The organism is Streptomyces sp. NPDC001393, assembly GCF_053597455.1.
The window spans coordinates 77,832-99,935 of sequence record NZ_JBSFIH010000002.1 but is presented as its reverse complement, the minus strand read 5'-3'; the positions used below and the strand labels follow the sequence as shown (position 1 = coordinate 99,935).

Annotated in this window: 22 protein-coding genes and 1 tRNA gene; 13 read left to right on the top strand and 10 right to left on the bottom strand. The window is 70.3% G+C overall.

All coding sequences use genetic code 11. The features are described from left to right. The first annotated feature begins 26 nt into the window (after positions 1–26). Positions 27–1,544, top strand: a complete 1,518-nt coding sequence (locus ACWC2T_RS03435; protein ID WP_392241780.1) for a LacI family DNA-binding transcriptional regulator — start codon at positions 27–29, stop codon at positions 1,542–1,544. 85 nt (positions 1,545–1,629) lie between these two features. Here ACWC2T_RS03435 and ACWC2T_RS03430 read toward each other — a convergent pair whose 3' ends face one another. Continuing rightward, positions 1,630–2,655: a helix-turn-helix domain-containing protein gene (locus ACWC2T_RS03430; protein WP_384201939.1), complete on the bottom strand. Its 1,026-nt coding sequence runs from the start codon at positions 2,653–2,655 to the stop codon at positions 1,630–1,632. A gap of 158 nt (positions 2,656–2,813) precedes the next feature. Between ACWC2T_RS03430 and ACWC2T_RS03425 the strand changes: the two genes are divergently transcribed. From ACWC2T_RS03425 to ACWC2T_RS03415, 3 genes are read left to right on the top strand one after another with little or no spacing between them, the layout of a single operon-like run. Continuing rightward, the gene (locus ACWC2T_RS03425) at positions 2,814–3,821 is read left to right on the top strand and encodes a CBASS cGAMP-activated phospholipase (RefSeq protein WP_450409545.1); all 1,008 of its coding nucleotides are present in this window, start codon (positions 2,814–2,816) and stop codon (positions 3,819–3,821) included. A gap of 1 nt (position 3,822) precedes the next feature. After that, positions 3,823–4,959, top strand: a complete 1,137-nt coding sequence (locus ACWC2T_RS03420; RefSeq protein ID WP_392857659.1) for a cyclic GMP-AMP synthase DncV-like nucleotidyltransferase — start codon at positions 3,823–3,825, stop codon at positions 4,957–4,959. Beyond that, positions 4,931–5,368: a hypothetical protein gene (locus tag ACWC2T_RS03415; RefSeq protein WP_384201948.1), complete on the top strand. Its 438-nt coding sequence runs from the start codon at positions 4,931–4,933 to the stop codon at positions 5,366–5,368. The genes ACWC2T_RS03420 and ACWC2T_RS03415 overlap by 29 nt, the downstream gene beginning before the upstream one ends. Before the next feature lie 166 nt (positions 5,369–5,534). Here ACWC2T_RS03415 and ACWC2T_RS03410 read toward each other — a convergent pair. The 3 genes from ACWC2T_RS03410 to ACWC2T_RS03400 all read right to left on the bottom strand — a co-directional run bounded on the left by ACWC2T_RS03410 (position 5,535) and on the right by ACWC2T_RS03400 (position 7,559). Beyond that, a tRNA-Pro gene (locus tag ACWC2T_RS03410) sits at positions 5,535–5,608 on the bottom strand. A 65-nt stretch (positions 5,609–5,673) separates the two neighbouring features. Further along, a complete protein-coding gene (locus tag ACWC2T_RS03405) occupies positions 5,674–6,432 on the bottom strand; it encodes a Pr6Pr family membrane protein (RefSeq protein WP_450668784.1) in 759 nt (252 codons plus the stop codon). A 203-nt stretch (positions 6,433–6,635) separates the two neighbouring features. Further along, complete coding sequence (locus tag ACWC2T_RS03400; RefSeq protein ID WP_450668783.1) at positions 6,636–7,559, bottom strand: metallophosphoesterase; 924 nt, start codon at positions 7,557–7,559, stop codon at positions 6,636–6,638. A 115-nt stretch (positions 7,560–7,674) separates the two neighbouring features. Between ACWC2T_RS03400 and ACWC2T_RS03395 the strand changes: the two genes are divergently transcribed. Next, positions 7,675–8,142 carry a GatB/YqeY domain-containing protein gene (locus tag ACWC2T_RS03395; RefSeq protein ID WP_450668782.1) on the top strand — a complete coding sequence of 156 codons (468 nt, stop codon included), beginning with the start codon at positions 7,675–7,677 and terminating at the stop codon, positions 8,140–8,142. Positions 8,143–8,237: 95 nt separating this feature from the next. On the opposite strand, the gene ACWC2T_RS03390 is transcribed toward ACWC2T_RS03395, so the two are convergent. Continuing rightward, the gene (locus tag ACWC2T_RS03390) at positions 8,238–10,559 is read right to left on the bottom strand and encodes a transglycosylase domain-containing protein (protein WP_450668781.1); all 2,322 of its coding nucleotides are present in this window, start codon (positions 10,557–10,559) and stop codon (positions 8,238–8,240) included. A 495-nt stretch (positions 10,560–11,054) separates the two neighbouring features. Between ACWC2T_RS03390 and wblA the strand changes: the two genes are divergently transcribed. Continuing rightward, positions 11,055–11,393, top strand: a complete 339-nt coding sequence (gene wblA, locus ACWC2T_RS03385) for a transcriptional regulator WblA (protein ID WP_063777071.1) — start codon at positions 11,055–11,057, stop codon at positions 11,391–11,393. Between the two features lie 537 nt (positions 11,394–11,930). On the opposite strand, the gene ACWC2T_RS03380 is transcribed toward wblA, so the two are convergent. Continuing rightward, complete coding sequence (locus ACWC2T_RS03380) at positions 11,931–13,265, bottom strand: ArsA family ATPase (RefSeq protein ID WP_450668780.1); 1,335 nt, start codon at positions 13,263–13,265, stop codon at positions 11,931–11,933. Then, the gene (locus ACWC2T_RS03375) at positions 13,262–14,239 is read right to left on the bottom strand and encodes an ArsA family ATPase (RefSeq protein ID WP_450668779.1); all 978 of its coding nucleotides are present in this window, start codon (positions 14,237–14,239) and stop codon (positions 13,262–13,264) included. The genes ACWC2T_RS03380 and ACWC2T_RS03375 overlap by 4 nt, the downstream gene beginning before the upstream one ends. A gap of 142 nt (positions 14,240–14,381) precedes the next feature. On the opposite strand from ACWC2T_RS03375, the gene ACWC2T_RS03370 reads away from it, so the two are divergent. From ACWC2T_RS03370 to ACWC2T_RS03355, 4 genes are all read left to right on the top strand, one after another. Continuing rightward, on the top strand, positions 14,382–14,546 hold the full coding sequence (locus ACWC2T_RS03370) for a DUF4177 domain-containing protein (RefSeq protein ID WP_136744038.1): 165 nt from the start codon (positions 14,382–14,384) through the stop codon (positions 14,544–14,546). Further along, positions 14,543–15,007, top strand: coding sequence for a RidA family protein (locus ACWC2T_RS03365; protein ID WP_450668778.1), 465 nt, complete (start codon positions 14,543–14,545; stop codon positions 15,005–15,007). Before ACWC2T_RS03370 ends, ACWC2T_RS03365 begins: the two co-directional genes overlap by 4 nt. A gap of 100 nt (positions 15,008–15,107) precedes the next feature. Beyond that, positions 15,108–16,001: an NUDIX hydrolase gene (locus ACWC2T_RS03360; protein WP_450668777.1), complete on the top strand. Its 894-nt coding sequence runs from the start codon at positions 15,108–15,110 to the stop codon at positions 15,999–16,001. Further along, positions 15,998–16,828 (top strand): MBL fold metallo-hydrolase, encoded by an 831-nt coding sequence (locus ACWC2T_RS03355; protein WP_450668776.1) that lies wholly within the window; start codon positions 15,998–16,000, stop codon positions 16,826–16,828. Before ACWC2T_RS03360 ends, ACWC2T_RS03355 begins: the two co-directional genes overlap by 4 nt. 13 nt (positions 16,829–16,841) lie before the next feature. Here the strand turns inward: ACWC2T_RS03355 and ACWC2T_RS03350 are convergent, their stop codons facing one another. Then, positions 16,842–17,663, bottom strand: a complete 822-nt coding sequence (locus tag ACWC2T_RS03350; RefSeq protein ID WP_450668775.1) for a nucleotidyltransferase domain-containing protein — start codon at positions 17,661–17,663, stop codon at positions 16,842–16,844. A gap of 93 nt (positions 17,664–17,756) precedes the next feature. Continuing rightward, positions 17,757–18,431, bottom strand: coding sequence for a Crp/Fnr family transcriptional regulator (locus ACWC2T_RS03345; RefSeq protein ID WP_014674022.1), 675 nt, complete (start codon positions 18,429–18,431; stop codon positions 17,757–17,759). A gap of 276 nt (positions 18,432–18,707) precedes the next feature. Between ACWC2T_RS03345 and nth the strand changes: the two genes are divergently transcribed. From nth to ACWC2T_RS03330, 3 genes are read left to right on the top strand one after another with little or no spacing between them, the layout of a single operon-like run. Beyond that, the gene (nth, locus tag ACWC2T_RS03340) at positions 18,708–19,859 is read left to right on the top strand and encodes an endonuclease III (protein ID WP_450668774.1); all 1,152 of its coding nucleotides are present in this window, start codon (positions 18,708–18,710) and stop codon (positions 19,857–19,859) included. 54 nt (positions 19,860–19,913) lie between these two features. Next, the gene (locus ACWC2T_RS03335; protein ID WP_450668773.1) at positions 19,914–20,609 is read left to right on the top strand and encodes an NUDIX hydrolase; all 696 of its coding nucleotides are present in this window, start codon (positions 19,914–19,916) and stop codon (positions 20,607–20,609) included. A gap of 12 nt (positions 20,610–20,621) precedes the next feature. Next, positions 20,622–21,821, top strand: a complete 1,200-nt coding sequence (locus ACWC2T_RS03330; protein WP_450668772.1) for a MarP family serine protease — start codon at positions 20,622–20,624, stop codon at positions 21,819–21,821. 24 nt (positions 21,822–21,845) lie between these two features. Here ACWC2T_RS03330 and ACWC2T_RS03325 read toward each other — a convergent pair whose 3' ends face one another. Next, positions 21,846–22,025: a hypothetical protein gene (locus tag ACWC2T_RS03325; protein ID WP_351210331.1), complete on the bottom strand. Its 180-nt coding sequence runs from the start codon at positions 22,023–22,025 to the stop codon at positions 21,846–21,848. Positions 22,026–22,104: the final 79 nt, after the last annotated feature.

Below are 22,104 nucleotides of genomic sequence, written 5' to 3'. Positions count from 1 at the left end.
GGAAAGGAAGAGGGGGACAGCGGAACTTGGGTTTCGCGGAGAAGCGCGGAAACTACTGGCGCGGCCGGTACAAGGTCGCGCCCGGCAAGCACAACACGGTCGTCGACGAGAACGGCAAGGCGATCAGGTTCGCCACCAAGGGCGAGGCCCAACGGGCAGCGGCCGAGGCCGAGAACAAGTACCGTCGCGGCGACTGGCGTGACCCGGCTCTCGGCCAGGAGACCTTCGGCGAGTACGCGAACCGCTGGTACGAGGCCCAGGACCTGGCCGCCTCGACCATGCAGAACTACAAGCGCCACATCGAGGAGCACCTCCTCCCTGAGTTCGAGGACAAGGCGCTCGCCGGCATCCTGCGCACGGATGTCGACCTGTGGGAGAAGAAGGAGAAGGCCCTCTATGCCGCCTCCAGCGTCAAGACCTGGCGCTCGACGCTCCACCTGATCTTCGAGGACGCGATCGACGAGGGCCTGATCACGTCCAACCCGGCTGCCCGGCGGCGCGGACGGGGCAAACGCGCCGGCCGCTCCCGAGACCGTGGTCCGGAGAAGGTGGTCACCGACGCGCTCGGCATCCTGCTGACCGCCGAGCGCGCCGCCCTGCTCTCCGGCCGCGACGACGAGTTCGTCGCCGTGGTCCTCAAGGGGTACACCGGCATGCGGTGGGGCGAGATCGTCGGCCTGGAGACCGCGTTCGTCCGCCCTGGAGCTGTCCGTGTCGAGTGGCAGCTGTACGAGCTCGACACGGGGGAGCTGGTGCGCTGCCCGCCGAAGGACGACAGCTACCGCACCATCGACTCGATGGACTGGCTGTCCGCGCTGGTCGCCAACCACATCGCCCGCACGAAGCCCAAGCCGTGCCCCTGCCACGGCAAGACCTACGTCTTCCGAGGACAGGGCGCGGCCCGTACCGGGGGCCACCAGGGCGCGAAGCTCGTCGACGTCGCCCGTCGTGCCGGCGTCTCGACCGGCACGGTGTCCAACGTCCTCAACCACCCCGAACGCGTCACCGAGGCCACGCGAGAGAAGGTCGAGCAGGCCATCGCGGACCTCCGGTTCGTGCGGGGCGGCGTCGTGCCGGAGCATGCCGCCCACTGGCGCAGGAACGGTTTCGCGACCTGGCTGTTCACGCCGGCGGTCTCCGGCTGGTACCCGAAGAAGGCACCACAGGAGCCACGGCCGGTGCCCTTGCTCGGCGAGCCGTGGCCCGGTGTCCCAGCACGGGGGCGGGGTGCCAGCGAACGGGCCGACGCCTGCTGGCTCCCGATAGCCAAGGGGCTCACGCCCCACGGCCTTCGCCACACCCACCGGACGATGATGGAGGACCTGGGAACCGAGAAGGTGCTCATGGACGAACGCATGGGCCACATCGACGGCTCGGTTTCGGCGCGCTACGCCCACGTCACCCCAGGCATGCGCAGGCGCCTCATGCTGGGGCTGACCGAGCAATGGGAGTCGGCGCTCGACGCCCGACTGGCGCTGTGCCCGACGTCGCCAGTGCGCGTGCTCAGCGATCTCCTACGCGCTCGCGCGATCGCCCTTCGGTAGCTCTACGTTGCCCCGCAGCATGCCTGCGGGGCATGCTGCGAATGCGGGGAGCCATACCGTTCGTCGGCTCGTGGCTCACGGAGCGCTATGCCGCTGACGCGACCTCGATACTCTCCACGATCTGCGGCGGCAGAACGGCACGTGCAGCGCCGCTTTCAGGGGAGGCGAGGTACCGCAAAAGCCCTGCTGGCTGTTCCGGCCGGCCTAGGGGAACGGGTTCGACACGTCGCCACCCTCTGGCGGATGCAGCCTTGATTGCCGTCAAGTACGTGCTCTCGCTCATGCGGCCTAGTGTCCGTGCACGCATCAGCAGGGCAGCCAAAGACACCTGCCAACGCCGCTTCAGTTCGAACAGGGTTGGCCACTCAACCGTGGTCGGCAGCTGGTCGTAGATGTCCTCGGCGGGCATGAGGAAGGCTGCTGCGAACTGGTGGGCCTGCGTCTCGACCTCTTTGACGCCCCAGATCTGCTCACCATGCAGTACGAGATGGGCGAGTTCGTGTGCGGCATCGAACCGGGATCGGGCACGGTCGTCCTTGTCGGTGCCCAGAACGACGACAGGGTGGTCGGCGAAGGGTAGAGAGAAGGCATCGACGTCTGCGCTGTCGAGGGGAAGACGGATCACGGCGACCCCGTGTGCTTCCAGTAGCTCAACGACATTCCCGACCGGGCCCGAGGGAAGCTCCCATAGGGACCTGACGCGGGCGGCGGTCTGCTCGATCTCGGCTGCCGGGACGTCCAGCCCGCTCACGGGGATCACGGGTACGTCGCTTGCGCAGAACCGCTGCGCGGCTGAGGCCCGGACGGCCAAGTCGTGTGCGACATGAGCGATCGCTCGGGCGCGGCGGCGGTCAACCACCGATGTTCGGCGCAGCGACCGGAAGAAGCCCTCGTGGCTCTCGGTCATGGCCTCGTGGAAAAACGCGGGGGGTACCGCGAGGATCTCGGCCAGAGTGCCGACAGACTCTGGGCTCGGGCGCGCCGCCCCGCTCTCGAACTGACTGATCGCGGCAGGTGTGAGGCCAGCCTCTCTGGCCAGCTGTGCCTGGGTCAGCCCGGCCAGCTCGCGGGCTGTTCGAAGTCGAGTGCGCTCGAACGCCTGCGTGCTCATCTCTCCCCTTGTCTGTCCTTGCTTGATCTCGGCCCCCACATCTTGGCGGATCGCGGAAGCCACGCACGCCTCAGGGGGGCGCCACCGGCATAAGCACTACGATCTGAGTGTAGAAGGCCGCGCGGAAAGTCATGCTGTGATATTAAGTACTCTCGAAAGTGAAGATCCGGCTCGGCGGGCCGGATCTTCTGGGAGCCGTGGTGCCGGGGGCGGTTGAACTGACAGAGCGTTTCCAGATCTTGGCCTTGGACGGCGGCGGATTTCGCGGCATGTTCTCCGCAGCGGTCCTGACCCGCTTGGAGGAAGATCTCGGCACCCGGATCGTCGATCACTTCGACCTGATCGCGGGCACCTCTACGGGTGGCATCATCGCGCTGGGTCTCGGCCTCGGGCTGTCGCCCCGGGAGATCCTCACCTTCTACACGGAGCACGGCCCGCGGATCTTCCGGGATCGCAGCCGGATGCGCGGTATCCGGCACCTGGTGCGGGCGAAGTACGGCTCCGAGCCTTTGAAGGCAGCGCTCACCGAGGTGTTCGGTGACCGAACCTTCGGGGAGAGCACCAAACGACTCGTGATCACCTCGTACAACGTAGCCGCCGATGACGTTTACCTTTTCCGGACCCCGCATCTGCCCACCCTGAAGCGGGACTGGCGCGAGAAGGCTGTGAACGTCGCACTCGCCACCTCTGCCGCGCCGACCTACCTGCCCGGGATGCCGTTGGACGGAGCGCGCCTCATCGACGGCGGCGTGTGGGCGAACAACCCGACCATGGTCGCGCTCACCGAGGCGGTGGGGCCGCTCTCGGTTCCGCTCAAGGCGATCCGGGTGTTCAGCCTGGGGACCACGATCGACGTCCGCAGCCGCCATCGCCGTTTGGACCGCGGCGGCATGCTCCCTTGGGCTCGCGACGCCGTGGAGGTGCTTATGCGGGCACAGAGCGAGAGCGCCGCCAAACAGGTGAAGCACTTCGTCGGGAATGCCAACGTGCTCCGCCTCAATCCGACGGTACCGACCGGCGCCGTCGCGCTGGACAAGGTCGACACCCAGACCCTCTACGGGCTCGCCGGCCATGTCAGCCGCGACGCTTCGCCCACCGTCCATCGCATGTTCTGCGATCACCGCGCTCCGGTGTTCGCGCCCTTCTACCCCGCACGTGAGGAATGACGTGGACTCGCTCGATGAGATGCTGTCGATGCTGCTCGATGGCGCGGTGGAGGTGCTCGACATCTCCCCCGAACTGCATGACAACGCTGTTGAACGCTACGAGGAGGTCGGCACCTGGCTCGCCGAGAACGGGAGCCCGGGGTGGCAGATTTATCCCCAGGGTTCCTTCCGCCTGGGCACCGTGGTTCGCCCAGGCACACCCGGTGGCGAGTACGACATCGACTTGGTCTGCCGCCTGCCCTTGCGCCCGGAGAGCACTACGCAAGAGCGGCTCAAGCAGCGGGTCGGCGATCAGCTGACTGCCTACCGTAAGTGGAAGCAGGACCGAGGCCACACCGACGGCCCGGAATCCATCGAGTCTCGCCGCCGCTGCTGGACCCTGGGATATCCGGGGTTCCACCTCGATGTCCTGCCCGCCATCCCGGACGAGGACCGCCCGCCCACCGGCATCCGCCTGACGGACAAGGATCTCTGGCAGTGGCAGCGCAGTAACCCCATCGGATACGCGGACTGGTTCCGGCGTCGATCGGAACTGTCCCGCCAAATTCTGGAGAAGCGACACGCCAACGTTGCGGACGTTCCCACCTGGCCAGTTCGCAGTCCGCTGCAACGCGTCGTGCAGATCCTCAAGTGGCACTGCATGATCATGTTCGCGGAGGACATCGACAACCGGCCGCCGTCGATCCTCATCACCACGCTCGCCGGACACGCGTACAGCGGCGAGGATGATCTGTTCACTGCCGTGCGCAGCGTGCTTGACAACATGCTGACCTTCATCGAGAGGCGCGACGGCCAGTGGTGGGTGCCCAACCCGGCGCACAAGGCAGAGAACTTCACCGACAAGTGGAACGAGTACCCCGAGCGCCGGAAGGCTTTTCACTCCTGGTACGACGAGATCGCCACGACCGTGAGCGAACTCGCCGGCATGGAGACCAAGGGCCTGGACGCAGTCTTTGAGCGACTCGCAAAGTCCTTCGACCCTGACCCCGTCCGCCGGTCCTACGAGCGCTATGCCGCCCGCGTGAGTGCATCCACCAACAACCGAATGGGCCCCACCGGACTGCTCTCCCCGACCACGGCCGGCCCCCGCAAGCCGAAGAACACCTTCTATGGCCAGCATTCCTCACCGCGCAATTAACCTCGGTCGGCAACTGGCCGCGATCAAGGCCGTCCTTCCCGAGGCTAAGGGAACGGTGCGGAGCGGTGAGCTCGTCTGTACGGTCTTCCTCCAACCCACCCCCGCCAGCAGGCGCTACACGGTACGGATCACCTACCGGCACCGACACCGACCGCGCGTGATGGTCATCGACCCGCCCCTGGCTCTGCATCCGCGTGCCACCGCCTTGCCCCATGTCTATGCCGACGGCGACCTGTGCCTGCATCTGCCTGGGGAGTGGAAGGAGGACATGCTCCTTTCACACACGATCCTGCCGTGGGCCTCGGAGTGGCTCCTGCACTACGAGGTGTGGCGGGTCGTGGGGCGCTGGACTGGCAGCGGCCACGACTATGCCGTGCCGCCGCCCGCTGAGCCCGACGATGGGGAGTAGCCGACCGTCGGGCGGCGTGAGCCGACCAGCTCCTGATCTCGAAGAGTGGCCGCCAGGGGAGCCGCATTCCGAAGTCGGCTCCCAAATGGCTCCCAAAATGGCCCCCGGAACCACTCAGGGGCCCGACCCGCTAAGCGGATCAGGCCCCTGACCTGGTGTTTCTCTGTCGGGGTGGCGGGATTTGAACCCACGACCTCTTCGTCCCGAACGAAGCGCGCTGCCAAGCTGCGCTACACCCCGATGTCGCTGCTCTCGCGGCGACGACGTTTACTTTAGCCCACTGGTGGCTGTAGACGAAATCCGATTCAGACGCGGCGGCGGACCGGGGTCGGGCGGAGGTGGTCCAGGGTCACGAGGAGGACGGCCAGGGCGTACATGGCGAGGCCCAGGAGGAGGGCGTTGGCCAGGGTGCTGCGGTAGCCGTGGGTGGCCGCGTCCAGGAAGGGATAGAGGTAGTGGGCGGGGTTGGTGGGGGACAGGGCGGCCGCTCGGATCAGGTAGAAGGCCAGGTAGGCCAGGGGGTAGAGGAGCCAGGTGGCCGCCTGGCGCAGGCGCAGGCGGGCCGCGGGTGTCAGCAGCAGCCAGTCCAGCACGGCCGCCATCGGCGTCAGCGTGTGCAGGATCTGGAGGATCGCCCACTGGCCGTGCCAGCGCACCGGGGCCGTCGTCGCGCCGGTCATGGAGAACGGGGGCGTCGTGTGGCCCAGCAGCAGGTGATACACGAGCGCCGAGATCAGGGCGTAGAGGAGTGTGGCGCCTGTCACGGAGGAGGGGAGGGGGCGGCGGGCCCGCAGGGCGCGCGATGCTGACAGGAGCATGACGATGGCCAGCAGGAGGCCGGCCTGGACGCTGAAGTAGCTCAGGGTGCGGGACGGGGCGCCGATCAGCAGCTCCAGGGCGACGCCTCCGGCCGCCGCCAGGGCGGTCAGCAGGCGGAAGAGCGCGACCATGGGGCGGCGGGCCGGCGCCACCACGGCCGTCGCCGGGACCGGGGAGGGCAGCAGCAGGGGCGGTCTCGGCACCGCGGGCAGGTCCGGGATCTCCCTGGGTATCGGGGCGGTCATGCCCTCACGCTAGGAGTGGGGGAGGGGCGGGGCCATGTGGCGTAGTCCGGGTGGGTTACGACCCCCGCTGCCGCTCCGGCTCCCGCTTCGGCTCCCGCTCCGGCTCCGGGTTCGGCTCCGGGTTCGGCTCCTGCCCCGGCCCTTGCGGCCGACCCCCGCTCCTGCCACCTGCCGCAGCCCCGGCCCAGAACCTCTTCCCCGCCTTACCGCTCCACCAGCGTCAGCAGCGTCGCCTCCGGTGGGCAGGCGAAGCGGACCGGGGTGTAGCGGTTGGTGCCGCAGCCCGCCGAGACGTGGAGGTAGGAGGTGTGGCCGTCCGCCGTGTGGGTGGACAGGCCCTTCACCCGGTCCGTGTCCAGGTCGCAGTTGGTGACCAGCGCGCCGTAGAAGGGGATGCACAGCTGGCCGCCGTGCGTGTGGCCGGCCAGGACCAGGGGGTAGCCGTCGGCCGCGTACGCGTCCAGGACCCGCAGGTACGGCGCGTGGACCACGCCCATGGAGAAGTCGCACGTCTCCGAGGGGCCGCCGGCCACCCGGGCGTAGCGGTCGCGCTTGATGTGGGGATCGTCGAGGCCCGTCAGCTCGACCGACGCGCCCTCGACCTTCAGCACACCCCGGGTGTTCGTCAGGTTCAGCCAGCCCGCCTCGTCGAAGCCGTCGCGCAGGTCCTCCCACGGGTTGTGGATGACGCCGACCGCCGGCGCGTTGCCGTTCAGGCCGTGCCGGCCGCTCGCCTTCTCCAGCAAGTAGCGGGCGGGATTGCGGAGTCTGGGGCCGTAGTAGTCGTTGGAGCCGAAGACGTACGCGCCCGGGAACTCCATCAGGGGGCCCAGGGCGTCCAGGACCTCGGGCACGCCCTCGGGGTCCGACAGGTTGTCGCCCGTGTTGATCACGAAGTCCGGGCGCAGGCCCGCCAGCGACCGCAGCCACCGCTGCTTCTTGCGCTGGCCGCTCACCATGTGGATGTCGGAGACCTGGAGCACGCGCAGCGGACGCATACCGGGCGGGAGGACCGGGACCGTCACCCGTCGGAGGCGGAAGGAGCGGGCCTCGAAGCCCGCCGCGTACGCCAGACCGGCGGCGCCTGCCGCCATGATTCCCAGGGGTACTCCATATCGCGCGCGCATGCGTCCATCGTGTCAGACACGCGGACGCCGTCGGGACCAGCCGTCTCTCCAGCCGTCTGTTGAAGCAGTTAAATCAGCGGGCGTTCACGGCCGCACACCTGAGACAATCGATCGCATGACCACCACGCTCAAGTCGAAGCTGCAGGACGACCTCAACGCCGCGATCAAGGAGCGCGACGAGCTCCGCTCCTCGACGCTCCGGCTGACGCTCGCCGCGATCACCAAGGAGGAGGTCGCGGGCAAGGAGAAGCGGGAGCTCTCCGACGACGAGGTCCTCAAGGTGATCACCCGCGAGGCGAAGAAGCGCCGGGAGGCCGCGGAGGCGTTCGCGCAGGGCGGTCGCGCCGAGCAGGCCGAGCGGGAGAAGGCGGAGGGCGTGGTGCTCGCCGAGTACCTGCCCAAGCAGCTGTCCGACGACGAGCTGACCGCGATCGTCGCCCAGGCCGTGGAAGAGGCCAGGGCGGCCGGCGCCGAGGGACCGCGGGCCTTGGGTGCCGTCATGAAGATCGTGAACCCGAAGGTGGCCGGCCAGGCCGAGGGCGGCCGCGTGGCCGCCGTGGTGAAGAAGCTGCTGCAGGGCTGACCCCGGGTACTACGCACAGACACGTCCGGCTTACGGCGGCGGGGCCGCACCCTGCGCCAAGGGTGCGGCCCCGCCGCCGTACTCACATCAGCGGGTTACCCCCGCCAGCCCCCGTTGCCGTTCCCCTTGCTTCCGCCGTTCGTCTGCCCCTGGATGAAGTTGCCCGGGAGGGAGATGGTCGGGGTCGGGAAGGGGCCGCCGGTCGTGGCGCCCGTGGTGCCGCCGTCAGCCGTGCCGCCGGCCGTCAGTCCGCCGATCAGTCCGCCGATCCCGCCCGTGCTGGCTCCGTTCTTGCCCCCGTCGTTCCCCCCGTGTCCTTTTCCCTGACCATCGCCCTTTTTGTTGTCGTCGGGGATGTCGATCAGGTGGAAGTCCGTCACGGGCTTGCCGCTGAGCGCGCCGGTCATCATGTCGCGCCAGATGGGGCCGGGGACCTGGCCGCCGTAGACCTTGTCGTTCCAGACGCCGCCGATGCTGATGTTCTTCATCTGGCGCTTGTGGGCCGGGTCGCCGACCCAGACCGCGCCCGCCATGTTCGGGGTGTAGCCGACGAACCAGGCCGCGTAGCGCTCGTCCGTCGTACCCGTCTTGCCCGCGCTCGGGCGGTCCTGGAGGCCGGCCTGCTGACCCGTGCCGTCCTCGACCACGCCCTTGAGGATCGTGCTGATGGTGTCGGCGGTCTTCTCCGACATCGCGCGCGAGCAGGTCGACTTCGGCACCTGGAGGGACTTTTCCGCGCTGCCGACCTTCTGGGTGATCGACTCTATGGCGATCGGGGTGCAGTAGACACCGCGCGAGGCGAAGGTGGCGTATGCGTTCGCCATCGTCAGCGGTGACACCTCCTGGGTGCCGAGGGCGATGGAGGGGGCCTGTTGGATCGCCCGGCCGTCCGCACGGTGTACGCCCATCTTCTTCGCCATCTCGGTGACGGGGCAGATGCCGATGTCGCCGATCAGCTGCACGTAGTAGGTGTTGACCGACTTGGCGGTCGCCTCCTTCATGCCGTACGGGCCGTGCTCCGACGGGTTCTCGTTCGTCAGCTTGGCGGGGTTGTTCGGGTCGTTGCGCCAGACCTTGCCGTCACACGCCTGCACCTGGCTCGGGTACGGCATCTCGTACGGCGACGGGTACTGCTGCGTCGGGGACTTGCCGCCCTCGATCGCGGCCGCCGCGACGATCGGCTTGAACGTCGAACCGGGCTGGTAGCCGGCGCCGCCGCCCATGTCCGAGTTGACCGAGAGGTTGATCTGCGTCTCGTTCTGGCCGAAGCCGTAGGGGCGGGACTGGCCCATGGCGAGAATCCTGCCGGTGCCCGGCTCGACGATGGTCGCGGCCGTCGCCACCGCGTCGGACTGGTAGACGTGCTGCTTGATGGACGCCTGCACCGAGTCCTGCGCCTGTGGGTCGAGGGTCGTACGGATCGTCAGGCCGCCCTGGTTCCACAGCTTGGCCCGGGCCTCCTTGGACTTGCCGAAGACCGGGTTGTTCAGGACGACGTCACGGACGTAGTCGCAGAAGAAGCCGGCGCCCTTGACGGCGGTGATGCAGCCGTTCTTGGGCTGGCTCGGGTGCAGTTCGAGCGGCTGCTGCTTGGCCTGGTCGGCCTCCTTCTGGGAGATGTCGCCGACCTCCGCCATGCGCTGCAGCACGGTGTTGCGCCGCTTGGTGGCCTCCGCCTCGTCGTTCACCGGGTCGTACCGGCTCGGGGACTGCACGATGCCGGCCAGCAGCGCCGACTCCTGGAGGTTCAGGTCCTTGGCGTGCTTGGAGAAGTAGCGCTGGGAGGCGGCCTCGACGCCGTAGGCCTGCTCGCCGAAGAAGGTGATGTTCAGGTAGTTCTCGAGGATCTTCTTCTTGCCCAGCTTCTCCTCGATCTGGATCGCGTACTTCAGCTCCTTGATCTTGCGACCGAGGGTCTGCTGGGTGGCCTCGGCGACCTTCGTCGGGTCGTCGCCGGCCTCCTCGATGAAGTAGTTCTTCACCAGCTGCTGGGTGAGCGTGGAGGCGCCCTGGGCGACCCCGCCTTCCTGCGCGTTCTTGTTCAGGGCGCGCAGGACGCCCTTGAGGTCGATCGCGCCGTGCTGGTAGAAGCGGGAGTCCTCGATCGCGACGATCGCCTTCTGCATGTACGGCGAGATGTCCTTGAGGTCCACCACCGTGCGGTCGCGGGAGTAGACGGACGCGATCTGCTGGCCCTGGCTGTCCAGGATGGTCGTGCGCTGACTGAGCTGGGGGCTCTTGAGGTTGGCCGGGATCTCGTCGAAGCTCTGGACCGAGCCCTTGGCCGCGAGGCCCAGCGCGCCGGCCGCGGGCAGCGCGATGCCCGCCATCAGGGCTCCGGCGAGCACACTGACACCGAGGAACTTGGCGGCCTGCTGCGTGGGCGACAGACCACCGCCCGAGCGCTTCTTTGGCATGGGGGCAGCCTAATCCGTACTGATGAGCGTTCCGAAAGAGCGACCGCATCACGGCACGGCAAAGCGGGACGCCGTACCTTCCCATTCGCCGGACACGCGCGCAGGCCTTGGCCTAAGCTGCTCTCAACTGTCACAGCAGTGCGGTCACGTAATCAATACGTCCGGCGACCCCGAATCGTTCCGGGTGTACCCCGTTTTTTCCGGCGGGGGCGTGGCCGTCTCCTGAGGGGGACGTGTCCGAATCCGCCTCGTGTGTCATCCGGCGCCCGTTGTGGCGCACCACAGCTGTCCCGGTTTGCCGGGATGGTCGCACATGTCGTCAGCTCACTCCCGCGGGTGATCTGCCGCTTACCCATAGTCCGTTCGGGCCATTCAAGATTGGGCCCGAAGGGGGTGTTGCGCTGTGCCCACCTTCCGTAACGTCCTCAACTGGCAGCGGTGAATATGCCGCTGCCGCCGTGGGGGAGCCTCGATTCGGGAGAGGACGGCGCCGGTATGGGCTGGGTAACCGACTGGAGTGCGCAGGCTGCCTGCCGCACTACCGATCCGGATGAACTGTTCGTTCAGGGAGCAGCGCAGAACAGGGCCAAGGCGGTGTGCACCGGATGCCCGGTACGCACCGAATGCCTGGCCGACGCGCTGGACAACCGCGTCGAGTTCGGCGTGTGGGGAGGCATGACGGAGCGGGAGCGCCGCGCACTGCTGCGCCGCCGGCCCACCGTGACCTCCTGGCGCAGACTGCTGGAGACCGCCCGCTCGGAGTACGAGCGCGGGACGGGCATCGTGCCCCTCGACAACGACGAGGTGTACGAGAACTACGCGGCGGTGAGCTGAGGGAGCCGCGGGGGGCGCGGAAAGCGCCGGTCCGGCCTACGCCTGGGGAAGCCACGACCGGCCTTGCGCCACCCGTTCGAGCCAGCCGAGACGCCCAGCGCTTTGCGGGTCTTGCCGGCTTTGCCGCGCTTGCGCGCCACGCATGCAGAACTGCCACCCCACGCGTACGCCGACCGACCCGCGCCTGGCTCGTGCGACCGCCCGCCCGCGTACGGCGGCTGTCGGCACGCGTGTGACCAGCCGCCCGCGTACGACGTCGGCCCCGCGCGTACGCCGATAGCCTGCGCGCGTACGGCGGCCCACCCCGCGCTGGTGCGACCGCGCCCCCGTCGCTCGTGCGCCCGCCCGCGTACGGCGGCTGTCGGCACGCCTGCGACCGCCCGCGCGCGTACGACGGCCGGCCGCCGCACCTATGACCGCCCGCCCGCACTTACGCACGATCGCCCGCCCGCGCCGCGCACGACCCGCCGCCCGGCACCGTGCGCAAGCCCTGCGGCCCGGCCCCGCCCCGCAGCCGTAGGTTCCTGGCCGTGCCGGCTACGGCAGTTCCGTCCCGTCCGCCGCGCCCGCGGACAGCCGGGTGCCGATGTCGCGCAGGCCGGCGAGGTCGTGGACATCGCCGGGCAGCGCGGGTACTTCGACGACCGCCACCTCGGGGTGACGGGCGGTGAAACGGTCACGCGTGCGCTGCTCGCGCGAGAGCAGCTGCATGCGATCGGCGTGCAGTCGCAGCAGACCCGCGGTGAGCCGGTCGACGGAGCGCTCCGTATCGGCGGGGGAGCCTTCCTCGGAAGCCGGGGCGTCGGTTGCGGCATCGGATGCGGGAGATCGCGAACTGCCGTATGGGTCGGGAGAGTTACGAAGTCCAGCCTTCCCGCCCCCCTGATCCACAATGCGAGGGTCCTCAAGATTTTCGGCGGCGGCGAGCGCCCGCTCGGCCGACAGCCGCCCGGCGCCGCTGCCGTGCACCCGGTTCAGCACCAGGCCCACCAGCGGCATCCTCTCCGCGGCCAGCCGCTCCACGAAGTACGCCGCCTCGCGCAACGCGTCCCGCTCCGGAGCCGCGACCACCAGAAACGCCGTACCGGGCGCCTGGAGCAGCTTGTACGTGGCGTCCGCGCGCGTGCGGAACCCGCCGAAGGTGGTGTCCATCGCGGCCACGAAGGTCTGCACGTCCTTCAGCAGCTGACCGCCCAGCAGCTTGCCGAGCGTGCCGGTCATCATCGACATGCCGACGTTGAGGAAGGCCATGCCCGCGCGTCCGCCGAGCTTGGCGGGAGCGGTGAGGAGGCGGATCAGGCGGCCGTCCAGGAAGGAGCCGAGCCGCTTCGGCGCGTCCAGGAAGTCCAGCGCGGAGCGGGAGGGCGGGGTGTCGACGACGATCAGGTCCCACTCGTCCTTCGCGCGCAGCTGGCCCAGCTTCTCCATCGCCATGTACTCCTGCGTGCCCGCGAAGCCCGCCGAGAGCGACTGGTAGAAGGGGTTCGCCAGGATCGTGGCCGCCCGCTCGGGGTCCGCGTGCGCCTCCACGACCTCGTCGAAGGTGCGCTTCATGTCGAGCATCATGGCGTGCAGTTCGCCGTCGCCGTCGGTGCCCTTGACCCGGCGCGGGACGTTGTCGAGGGAGTCGATGCCCATCGACTGGGCCAGCCGCCGGGCCGGGTCGATGGTGAGCACGACCACCTTGCGGCCCCGCTCGGCCGCCCTCAGGCCGAGGGCCGCCGCGGTCGTCGTCTTGCCGACCCCGCCCGAGCCGCAGCACACCACGATCCGGGTCTTCGGGTCGTCGAGCAGCGGGTCGATGTCCAGCACGCGCGCGGGGGAGAGACCGTGGGCCTTCTCGCGCGTCGCCTCGGCCGGGTCCGGACTCATGTCAACCCCTGCTTCCGCAGCTCGGTGGCGAGTTCGTACAGGCCCGCCAGGTCCATGCCCTCGGCGAGCAGCGGCAGTTCGCTCAGCGGCAGGCCCAGCTCGCCGAGGACCGCGCGCTGCTCCTGCTCCAGCGCGTACCGCTCGGCGTACTCGGCGGCCTGCCGCAGCAGCGGGTCCACCAGCTTCTCCGCGTTCCCGCCGCGCCGGGCCCCGCCCAGACCCGCGGCCGAGAGCGCCCGTGCGAGGGAGGAACGCTCCACGGCCCGTACGAGTTCCAGGTCGGTCGCGTCCAACACCTCCGGCCGGACCATGTTCACGATGACCCGGCCCACCGGCAGCCGTGCCGCGCGGAGTTCGGCGATGCCGTCGGCGGTCTCCTGGACCGGCATCTCCTCCAGCAGCGTCACCAGGTGCACGGCCGTCTCCGGCGACTTCAGCACGCGCATCACCGCCTGCGCCTGATTGTGTATCGGGCCGATCTTCGCCAGGCCCGCCACCTCGTCGTTCACGTTCAGGAAGCGGGTGATGCGGCCGGTCGGCGGGGCGTCCATGACGACGTAGTCGTACGCGAACCTGCCGGAGCGGTCCTTGCGGCGCACGGCCTCGCACGCCTTGCCGGTGAGCAGCACGTCCCTGATGCCCGGTGCGACGGTGGTGGCGAAGTCGATCGCGCCGAGCTTCTTCAGGGCCCGGCCCGCGCCGCCCAGCTTGTAGAACATCTGGAGGTAGTCCAGAAGGGCCAGTTCGGCGTCTATGGCGAGGGCGTACACCTCGCCGCCGCCGGGAGCGACCGCGATCTTCCGCTCCTCGTACGGCAACGCCTCCGTCTCGAAGAGCTGGGCGATGCCCTGCCGGCCCTCGACCTCGACGAGAAGCGTCCGCTTCCCCTCGGTCGCGAGGGCCAGCGCCAGTGCGGCGGCGACCGTCGTCTTTCCGGTCCCGCCCTTGCCGCTGACGACCTGGAGCCTGCTCACGCCTTCGAGACTAACCAGTCCGCCCGACACTCACGCGGGAGGCTGTGGATAACGCAGCTCACAGTCGGCCGCCCCGCCTGTGGACAACGTCGGCGGCGGTCGGCCGCCTGCCCCACCGGCCACAGCGGCTACAGTCGGCCCCATGACCAAGAAGTGGGAATACGCCACCGTGCCGCTGCTCGTCCATGCCACGAAGCAGATCCTGGACACCTGGGGCGAGGACGGCTGGGAGCTCGTCCAGGTCGTGCCCGGGCCCAACAACCCCGAGCAGCTCGTGGCCTACCTGAAGCGGGAGAAGCAGGCATGAGCGCGGTCGAGGCCAGGCTGGCCGAACTGGGGCTGACCCTGCCGGAGGTCGTACCGCCGCTGGCCGCGTACCAGCCGGCCGTGCAGTCCGGTGTGTACGTCTACACCGCCGGCCAGCTGCCGATGGTCGAGGGCAAGCTGCCGGTCACCGGCAAGGTCGGCGCCGAGGTCACGGCGGAGGAGGCCAAGGACCTGGCCCGCACCTGCGCGCTGAACGCGCTGGCCGCCGTGAAGTCCGTGGTCGGCGACCTGGACCGCATCGCGCGCGTGGTGAAGGTCGTCGGCTTCGTCGCCTCCGCGTCCGACTTCACCGGGCAGCCCGGTGTCGTCAACGGCGCCAGCGAACTGCTCGGCGAGGTCCTCGGCGACAAGGGCGTGCATGCCCGCAGCGCGGTCGGCGTGGCGGTGCTCCCGCTGGACGCGCCGGTCGAGGTCGAGATCCAGGTCGAGCTCGCCCCGTGACCCCACGGCTCGCCCCGTGACCCACCCCGGCAGCCCAGCGCGACCCCTCTGACCTCGGGTACCTCTCGAACATTCGCCCTACACGGGATAGCCTCCGCCCATGGCGAACGGTCAGTGGTACCCCCCGGAGTGGCCGGACCGCATCCGCGCGCTCGCGGCCGGCACCCTCACCCCGGTGTCCCCCAGGCGCGCGGCCACGGTGCTGCTCCTGAAGGACACGCCGGACGGCCCCGCGGTCCACATGCTGCGCAGACGCGCCTCCATGGCCTTCGCCGGAGGCGCGTACGCGTATCCCGGAGGCGGTGTCGACCCGCGCGACGACGACCGTCTGGTGCGCTGGGCGGGCCCCACGCGCGCGTGGTGGGCGCAGCGGCTCGGCGTCGACGAGCCGGGCGCCCAGGCGATCGTCTGCGCGGCGGTACGGGAGACGTACGAGGAGGCTGGTGTCCTGCTCGCCGGGCCCGACGCGGAGTCGGTCGTCGGCGACACCACCGGGGAGGACTGGGAGGCGGACAGGGCCGCGCTGGTCGCGCGCGAGCTGTCCTTCGCCGAGTTCCTTCACCGGCGCGGGCTGGTCCTGCGCTCGGACCTGCTCGGTGCCTGGACCCGCTGGATCACCCCCGAGTTCGAGGCACGCCGCTACGACACCTGGTTCTTCGTGGCCGCCCTGCCCGAGGGCCAGCGCACCCGGAACGCCTCCACGGAGGCCGACCGCACGGTGTGGATCCGGCCCGCTCAGGCCGCCGCCCGCTACGACAAGGGCGAGCTGCTGATGATGCCGCCCACCATCGCCACCCTGCGCCAGCTGCTGCCGTACGCCACCGCCGCCGAGACCCTCACCGCGGCCCCCGGGCGCGACATGACGCCGGTGCTGGCCCGCGCCCGCCTCCAGGACGGCGAGATCGTCCTGTCCTGGCCGGGGCACGAGGAGTTCACGAAGCACATCCCGACGGCTCCGACGACGGCCGAGACGACGGGTGGAGGCCCCGCATGACCGACGCAAGCGCGCTGCCGGGCCAGCCCCGCGGCCAGGTGCTCTCCGGCCCCGCCACCGAACGGGCCGTCAACGTCCTCGCGCCCAACGCCTCCGCGATGACCCTGGACGGCACCAACACGTGGATCGTCGCCGAGCCCGACTCCGACCTCGCCGTGGTGATCGACCCGGGGCCCCTGGACGACGGCCATCTGCGCACCGTCGTCGACACCGCCGAGAAGGCCGGCAGACGCATAGCGCTGACCCTGCTCACCCACGGCCACCCCGACCACGCCGAGGGCGCCGCCCGGTTCGCGGAACTGACCGGCACGCGCGTGCGTGCCCTCGATCCGGCGCTGCGCCTGGGCGACGAGGGCCTGGCCGCCGGGGACGTGATCACCGTCGGCGGCCTGGAGCTGAGGGTCGTACCGACGCCCGGACACACCGCGGACTCGCTGTGCTTCCATCTCCCGGCCGACCGGGCCGTGCTGACCGGTGACACCATCCTCGGGCGCGGTACGACCGTCGTGGCGCACCCCGACGGCCGGCTGGGCGACTATCTGGACTCCCTGCGCCGCCTGCGGTCCCTGACGGTGGACGACGGCGTGCACACCGTCCTGCCGGGCCACGGGCCCGTCCTGGAGGACGCCCAGGGAGCCGTCGAGTTCTACCTCGCCCACCGCGCCCACCGGCTCGCCCAGGTGGAGACGGCCGTCGAGGACGGCTACCGCACCCCGGCGCAGGTCGTCGCCCACGTGTACGCCGACGTGGACCGCTCCCTGTGGCCGGCGGCGGAGCTGTCGGTACGGGCCCAGCTGGACTACCTGAGCGAGCACGGGCTGATCTAGCCCCGGCTCCCGGCTAGTCCGGCCTGGGCGCCTTGACGCCGTGCACGCGCGCGTACTCGTCGGCGAGCCAGGGTCCGAGGTCGTCGACGTACGTGTGCAGTACCTCCGGGTCGCCGACGGGTTCGTAGCCGTACTCCGCCGTCGTACGCAGCTGTGCGCCCCGCTGCGGGTAGTAGGCGGCGAACGCCTCTGCCATCTCCCGCAGGTCGCTGGTCCAGCCGTTCCAGCGGGGCATGACGAGCGTGAAGCCGGTGCGGACGAGGTGCCTGGACATGAAGCGCACAAGGCGCCGGCGGGCCTCCTCGGTGTCCCCGGCGTCCGCGATCCGCTGCCGCCAGCGAGGCAGCCACAGCGCCAGGTCGCCGTTGGTCTCGCGGGCGAGCAGGGAGTCGGGGCGGTAGCGCGGCAGCTGCTCGGCGAGGTCCTCACCGAGCAGCGGGGTGCATAGACAGGCGACGAACCAGCCCAGGTCGTACCGCTCCAGGTCGCTGAGGGCCCGGTCCCGGCTGGACAGCAGCGTGCCGACGCCGTCGATCTGCGGGAACTCCTTGTCTAGGGCCTCGTCCAGTGTCCGTGCGGCCTCCCGGTCCGCCTCGGTCGGCTCCTCCCGCAGCACAGCGAGCAGGTCCAGGTCGCTGCGGCCCACGCGTGCGGTGCCGCGCGGGATCGATCCGTAGAGGTAGGCGCTGTGCAGCCGCGCCCCGAAGACCTCCGGCAGCGCGGCGCGCGCTGCGGCCACGACGGGACGGAAAACGCCGGGCACGCGCGCGAGGGCGCCTTCGCGCGCAATGAAGCCCTGGTCGTCGAGCCCGGGCCGACGGATCGTTTCAGCCATGGGGCCACTGTGCCGCCCGCGAGGCGAACGCGCGGCACATTTTCTCGGCGCGGAGCCCGAGGCCGTACGGACGGGACCGGCGTCAGCCCCGCGTCAGCGCGACCTCTTCGCCAGCCTCTCCACGTCCAGCAGGATCACGGCCCGCGCCTCCAGGCGGAGCCAGCCGCGCTGGGCGAAGTCCGCCAGCGCCTTGTTCACGGTCTCGCGCGAGGCGCCGACCAGCTGGGCCAGCTCCTCCTGCGTGAGGTCGTGGACGACGTGGATGCCCTCCTCGGACTGCACGCCGAAGCGGCGCGACAGGTCCAGCAGGGCGCGGGCCACGCGGCCGGGGACGTCGGAGAAGACCAGGTCGGACATCGCGTCGTTGGTCTTGCGCAGGCGGCGGGCGACGGCGCGCAGCAGGGCGCCGGCCACCTCGGGGCGGGCGTTGAGCCAGGGCTGGAGGTCGCCGTGGCCGAGGCCGAGCAGCTTGACCTCGGTCAGCGCGGTCGCGGTCGCCGTACGCGGGCCCGGGTCGAAGAGCGACAGCTCACCGATCAGCTCGCCGGGGCCGACGACGGCGAGCATGTTCTCGCGGCCGTCGGGGGAGGTGCGGTGCAGCTTGACCTTGCCCTCGGTGACGACGTACAGCCGGTCGCCCGGGTCGCCCTCGTGGAACAGGGAGTCGCCGCGTGCGAGGGTCACCTCACTCATGGAGGCGCGAAGCTCCGCGGCCTGCTCGTCGTCGAGAGCCGCGAAGAGCGGGTTGCGCCGCAGAACGTCGTCCACTGAGTTCTCTCCTTGTCGACCTGCTCAGGGGATCTTGCTCCCCCGAGTGCCAGGGGACCGTGTTCCCCATTTTGCCGGACGGTCCAAACAGTGTGATCTGTCACAAGGATGCCGCACAGGTGTCCCGAGGTAAGCGTCAGGGGTCCAATCGGGGGCCGATCGCCGGGGTCCGGGGCGGATGTCGGTGCCGGGCCTTAGGCTGGCCGGGTGTCCAAATCGCCGGTGAGAGCACGGGCCTAGGGGGCTTGGCGGGTGGTTGTACGTCGTGATTCCGCTGTGGGCGAACAGAGCTCCGGCGGCAGTAAGAAAACCGGAAAAACAGCAAAAAAGGCCGCGCCGACCAAGAAAGCCGCGCCGACCGAGAAGGCAGCGCCGGGCCGGAGGGCGGGCTCGGCCGAGAAGGCTGCCCCGGCCGAGAAGACGGGTGCCGCCAAGAAGGCAGCGCCGGCCAAGGCAACGCCGGGCCAGAAAGCTGCCCCGGCCGAGAAGGCTGCCCCGGCCAAGAAGGCGGGTCCAGTCAAGAAGGCAGCAGCTGCCAAGAAGGCGGGCTCGGCCAAGAAGGTCGCCCCCGTCGAGAAGGTCGTGGCGACGGGGAAGGCCGTGGCCGTGAAGAAGGCGGCGCCCGTCAAGAAGGTCGCCGTGAAGCCGCCGAGGGACGAGTCCCGGACCGCCCTGGTCCGCCGTGCCCGCCGCATCGACCGCGAGCTCGCGGAGGTGTATCCGTACGCCCACCCCGAGCTGGACTTCGACAACCCCTTCCAGCTGCTGGTCGCCACCGTGCTGTCGGCCCAGACCACCGACCTGCGCGTCAACCAGACCACCCCGGCGCTCTTCGCGAAGTACCCGACGCCCGAGGACCTGGCCGCCGCCAACCCGGAGGAGGTCGAGGAGATCCTGCGTCCCTGCGGGTTCTTCCGGGCCAAGACCAAGTCGGTCATAGGGCTCTCCAAGGCGCTCGTGGAGGACTTCGGCGGTGAGGTGCCGGGGAAGCTGGAGGACCTGGTCAAGCTCCCCGGCGTCGGCCGCAAGACCGCCTTCGTCGTGCTCGGCAACGCCTTCGGGCGGCCCGGGATCACCGTGGACACCCACTTCCAGCGGCTGGTGCGGCGCTGGCAGTGGACCGACGAGACCGACCCGGACAAGATCGAGGCCGCCGTCGGCGCGCTCTTCCCGAAGAGTGACTGGACCGACCTGTCGCACCACGTGATCTGGCACGGCCGCCGTATCTGCCACGCCCGGAAGCCCGCCTGCGGCGCCTGCCCGATCGCCCCGCTCTGCCCGGCCTACGGCGAGGGCGAGACCGACCCGGAGAAGGCGAAGAAGCTCCTGAAGTACGAGAAGGGCGGCTTCCCCGGCCAACGGCTCAAGCCCCCGCAGGCCTACCTCGACGCGGGCGGCAGGCCGGCCCCGCCACTGGGGGCCGCGTGACGGAACGATCTCGGGGTTCTCGGGCGTTGGACGGGCAGAGCGACGGGGGTGGCGATGGCGAGGACCAGTGAGACGCGGGGCGAGGCGGTGACGCTGAGCAAGGAGGGGCTGCCGGAGTGGCTGGCGCCGGTGGTGCGGGCCGTCGAGACGGTCGAGCCGCTCCAGCTGAGCCGCTTCCTGCCGCCGGAGAACGGCTCGGGCCGCAAGTCGGCCGTGCTGATCCTGTTCGGCGAGGGTGAGCACGGCCCGGAGCTGCTGCTGATCGAGCGCGCCGGCTCGCTGCGCTCGCACGCCGGGCAGCCGTCCTTCCCCGGCGGCGCGCTCGACCCGGAGGACGGCGATCCGCACACCGACGGACCGCTCAGGGCCGCGCTGCGCGAGGCCGAGGAGGAGACCGGCCTGGACCCGTCCGGCGTCCAGCTCTTCGGCGTGCTGCCCGCGCTGTACATCCCGGTCAGCCGTTTCGTCGTCACACCCGTGCTCGGCTGGTGGCGCGAGCCCAGCCCGGTCGGCGTCGTCGACCCGAACGAGACGGCGCGGGTCTTCACGGTCCCCGTGGCGGATCTCACGGACCCCGCCAACCGCGCCACCACCGTCCACCCCAGCGGCCACCGAGGCCCGGCATTCCTGGTCGAATCGGCCCTGGTGTGGGGTTTCACGGCCGGGGTGATCGACCGCCTGCTGCATTTCGCGGGCTGGGAGCGCCCCTGGGACAGAGAGAAGCAGGTCCCACTCGACTGGCGGTCATGACAGGGTGATCCCGTGAACGTGCTGGACATCCTGTTGCTGGTCGCGGCCGTCTGGTTCGCGGTCGTCGGCTACCGCCAGGGCTTCGTCGTCGGCATCCTGTCGGTGATCGGGTTCCTGGGCGGCGGCCTCGTCGCCGTGTACACGCTGCCCGTGATCTGGGACGCCGTGACCGGCAACGCGAACGTCGGCACCACCGCCGCCGTGGTCGCCGTGGTCGTCGTCATCGTGTGCGCCTCCGTCGGCCAGGCCCTGACCACCCACCTCGGCAACAAGCTGCGCCGGTACATCACCTGGTCCCCGGCCCGCGCGCTGGACGCCACCGGCGGCGCCCTGGTCAACGTCGTCGCCATGCTGCTGGTGGCCTGGCTGATCGGATCCGCCCTGGCCGGCACCACCCTGCCGACGCTCGGCAAGGAGGTCCGCGGCTCCAAGGTGCTCCTCGGCGTCTCCCGGGCGCTGCCCGCGCAGGCCGACACGTGGTTCGCGGACTTCTCCTCCGTCCTCGCGCAGAACGGCTTCCCGCAGGTCTTCAGCCCGTTCGCCAACGAGCCGATCAAGGACGTCCGGCCGCCCGACCCGGCCCTCGCGAACAGCCCGGTCGCCGTGCGCGCCCAGCGCTCCATCGTCAAGGTCACCGGCACCGCCTCCAGCTGCGGCAAGGTCCTGGAGGGCACCGGTTTCGTCTTCGCGGGCGGCCGCGTCATGACCAATGCGCATGTCGTCGGCGGTGTCGACGCGCCCACCGTGCAGATAGGCGGCGTGGGCCGCAGGTACGACGCCAAGGTGGTCCTGTACGACTGGAAGCGCGACATCGCCGTGCTCGACGTACCCGACCTGAAGGCGAACGCCCTCAGGTTCTCCGCGCAGGACGCGGCCGGCGGTGACGGCGCGATCGTCGCGGGCTTCCCCGAGAACGGCTCGTACGACGTGCGCGCCGCGCGTGTGCGCGGGCGCATCACGGCCAACGGCCCGGACATCTACCACCGCGGCACCGTCCGCCGTGACGTCTACTCGCTGTACACGACCGTCCGCCAGGGCAACTCGGGCGGCCCGCTGCTCACCCCCGACGGCCGGGTGTACGGCGTGGTCTTCGCCAAGTCCCTCGACGACTCCGAGACCGGGTACGCCCTCACGGCGGACGAGATCCAGCCCGACATCCAGCAGGGGCGTACGGCGAACGAGCAGGTGGGTACGGACAGCTGCGCGCTGTGAGCCCCCGGTCCCCCGGGGGCGCCGTCAGCCGCGCGGGTGACGCAGGCGCACCGAGACCCAGCGGGCCCGTCGGCGCAGGATGCGCGGGATCCCCACGCGGAGGTCCCCTTCCGCGAGTTGTGGGGTGCCTCGCTGAGGCGTGCTCACACCGGCGGTCGCGCGGCGGTTGCGGGGTGCGTCACTGTAGTCGTGCGTCCAGCCCATACCCCGACGTGTGCCCCTGCCCGAAGGTCGATAACCGCCTGAGCGCCGCCCAATTGGCCTATGCGGCAGGCATGTGGCC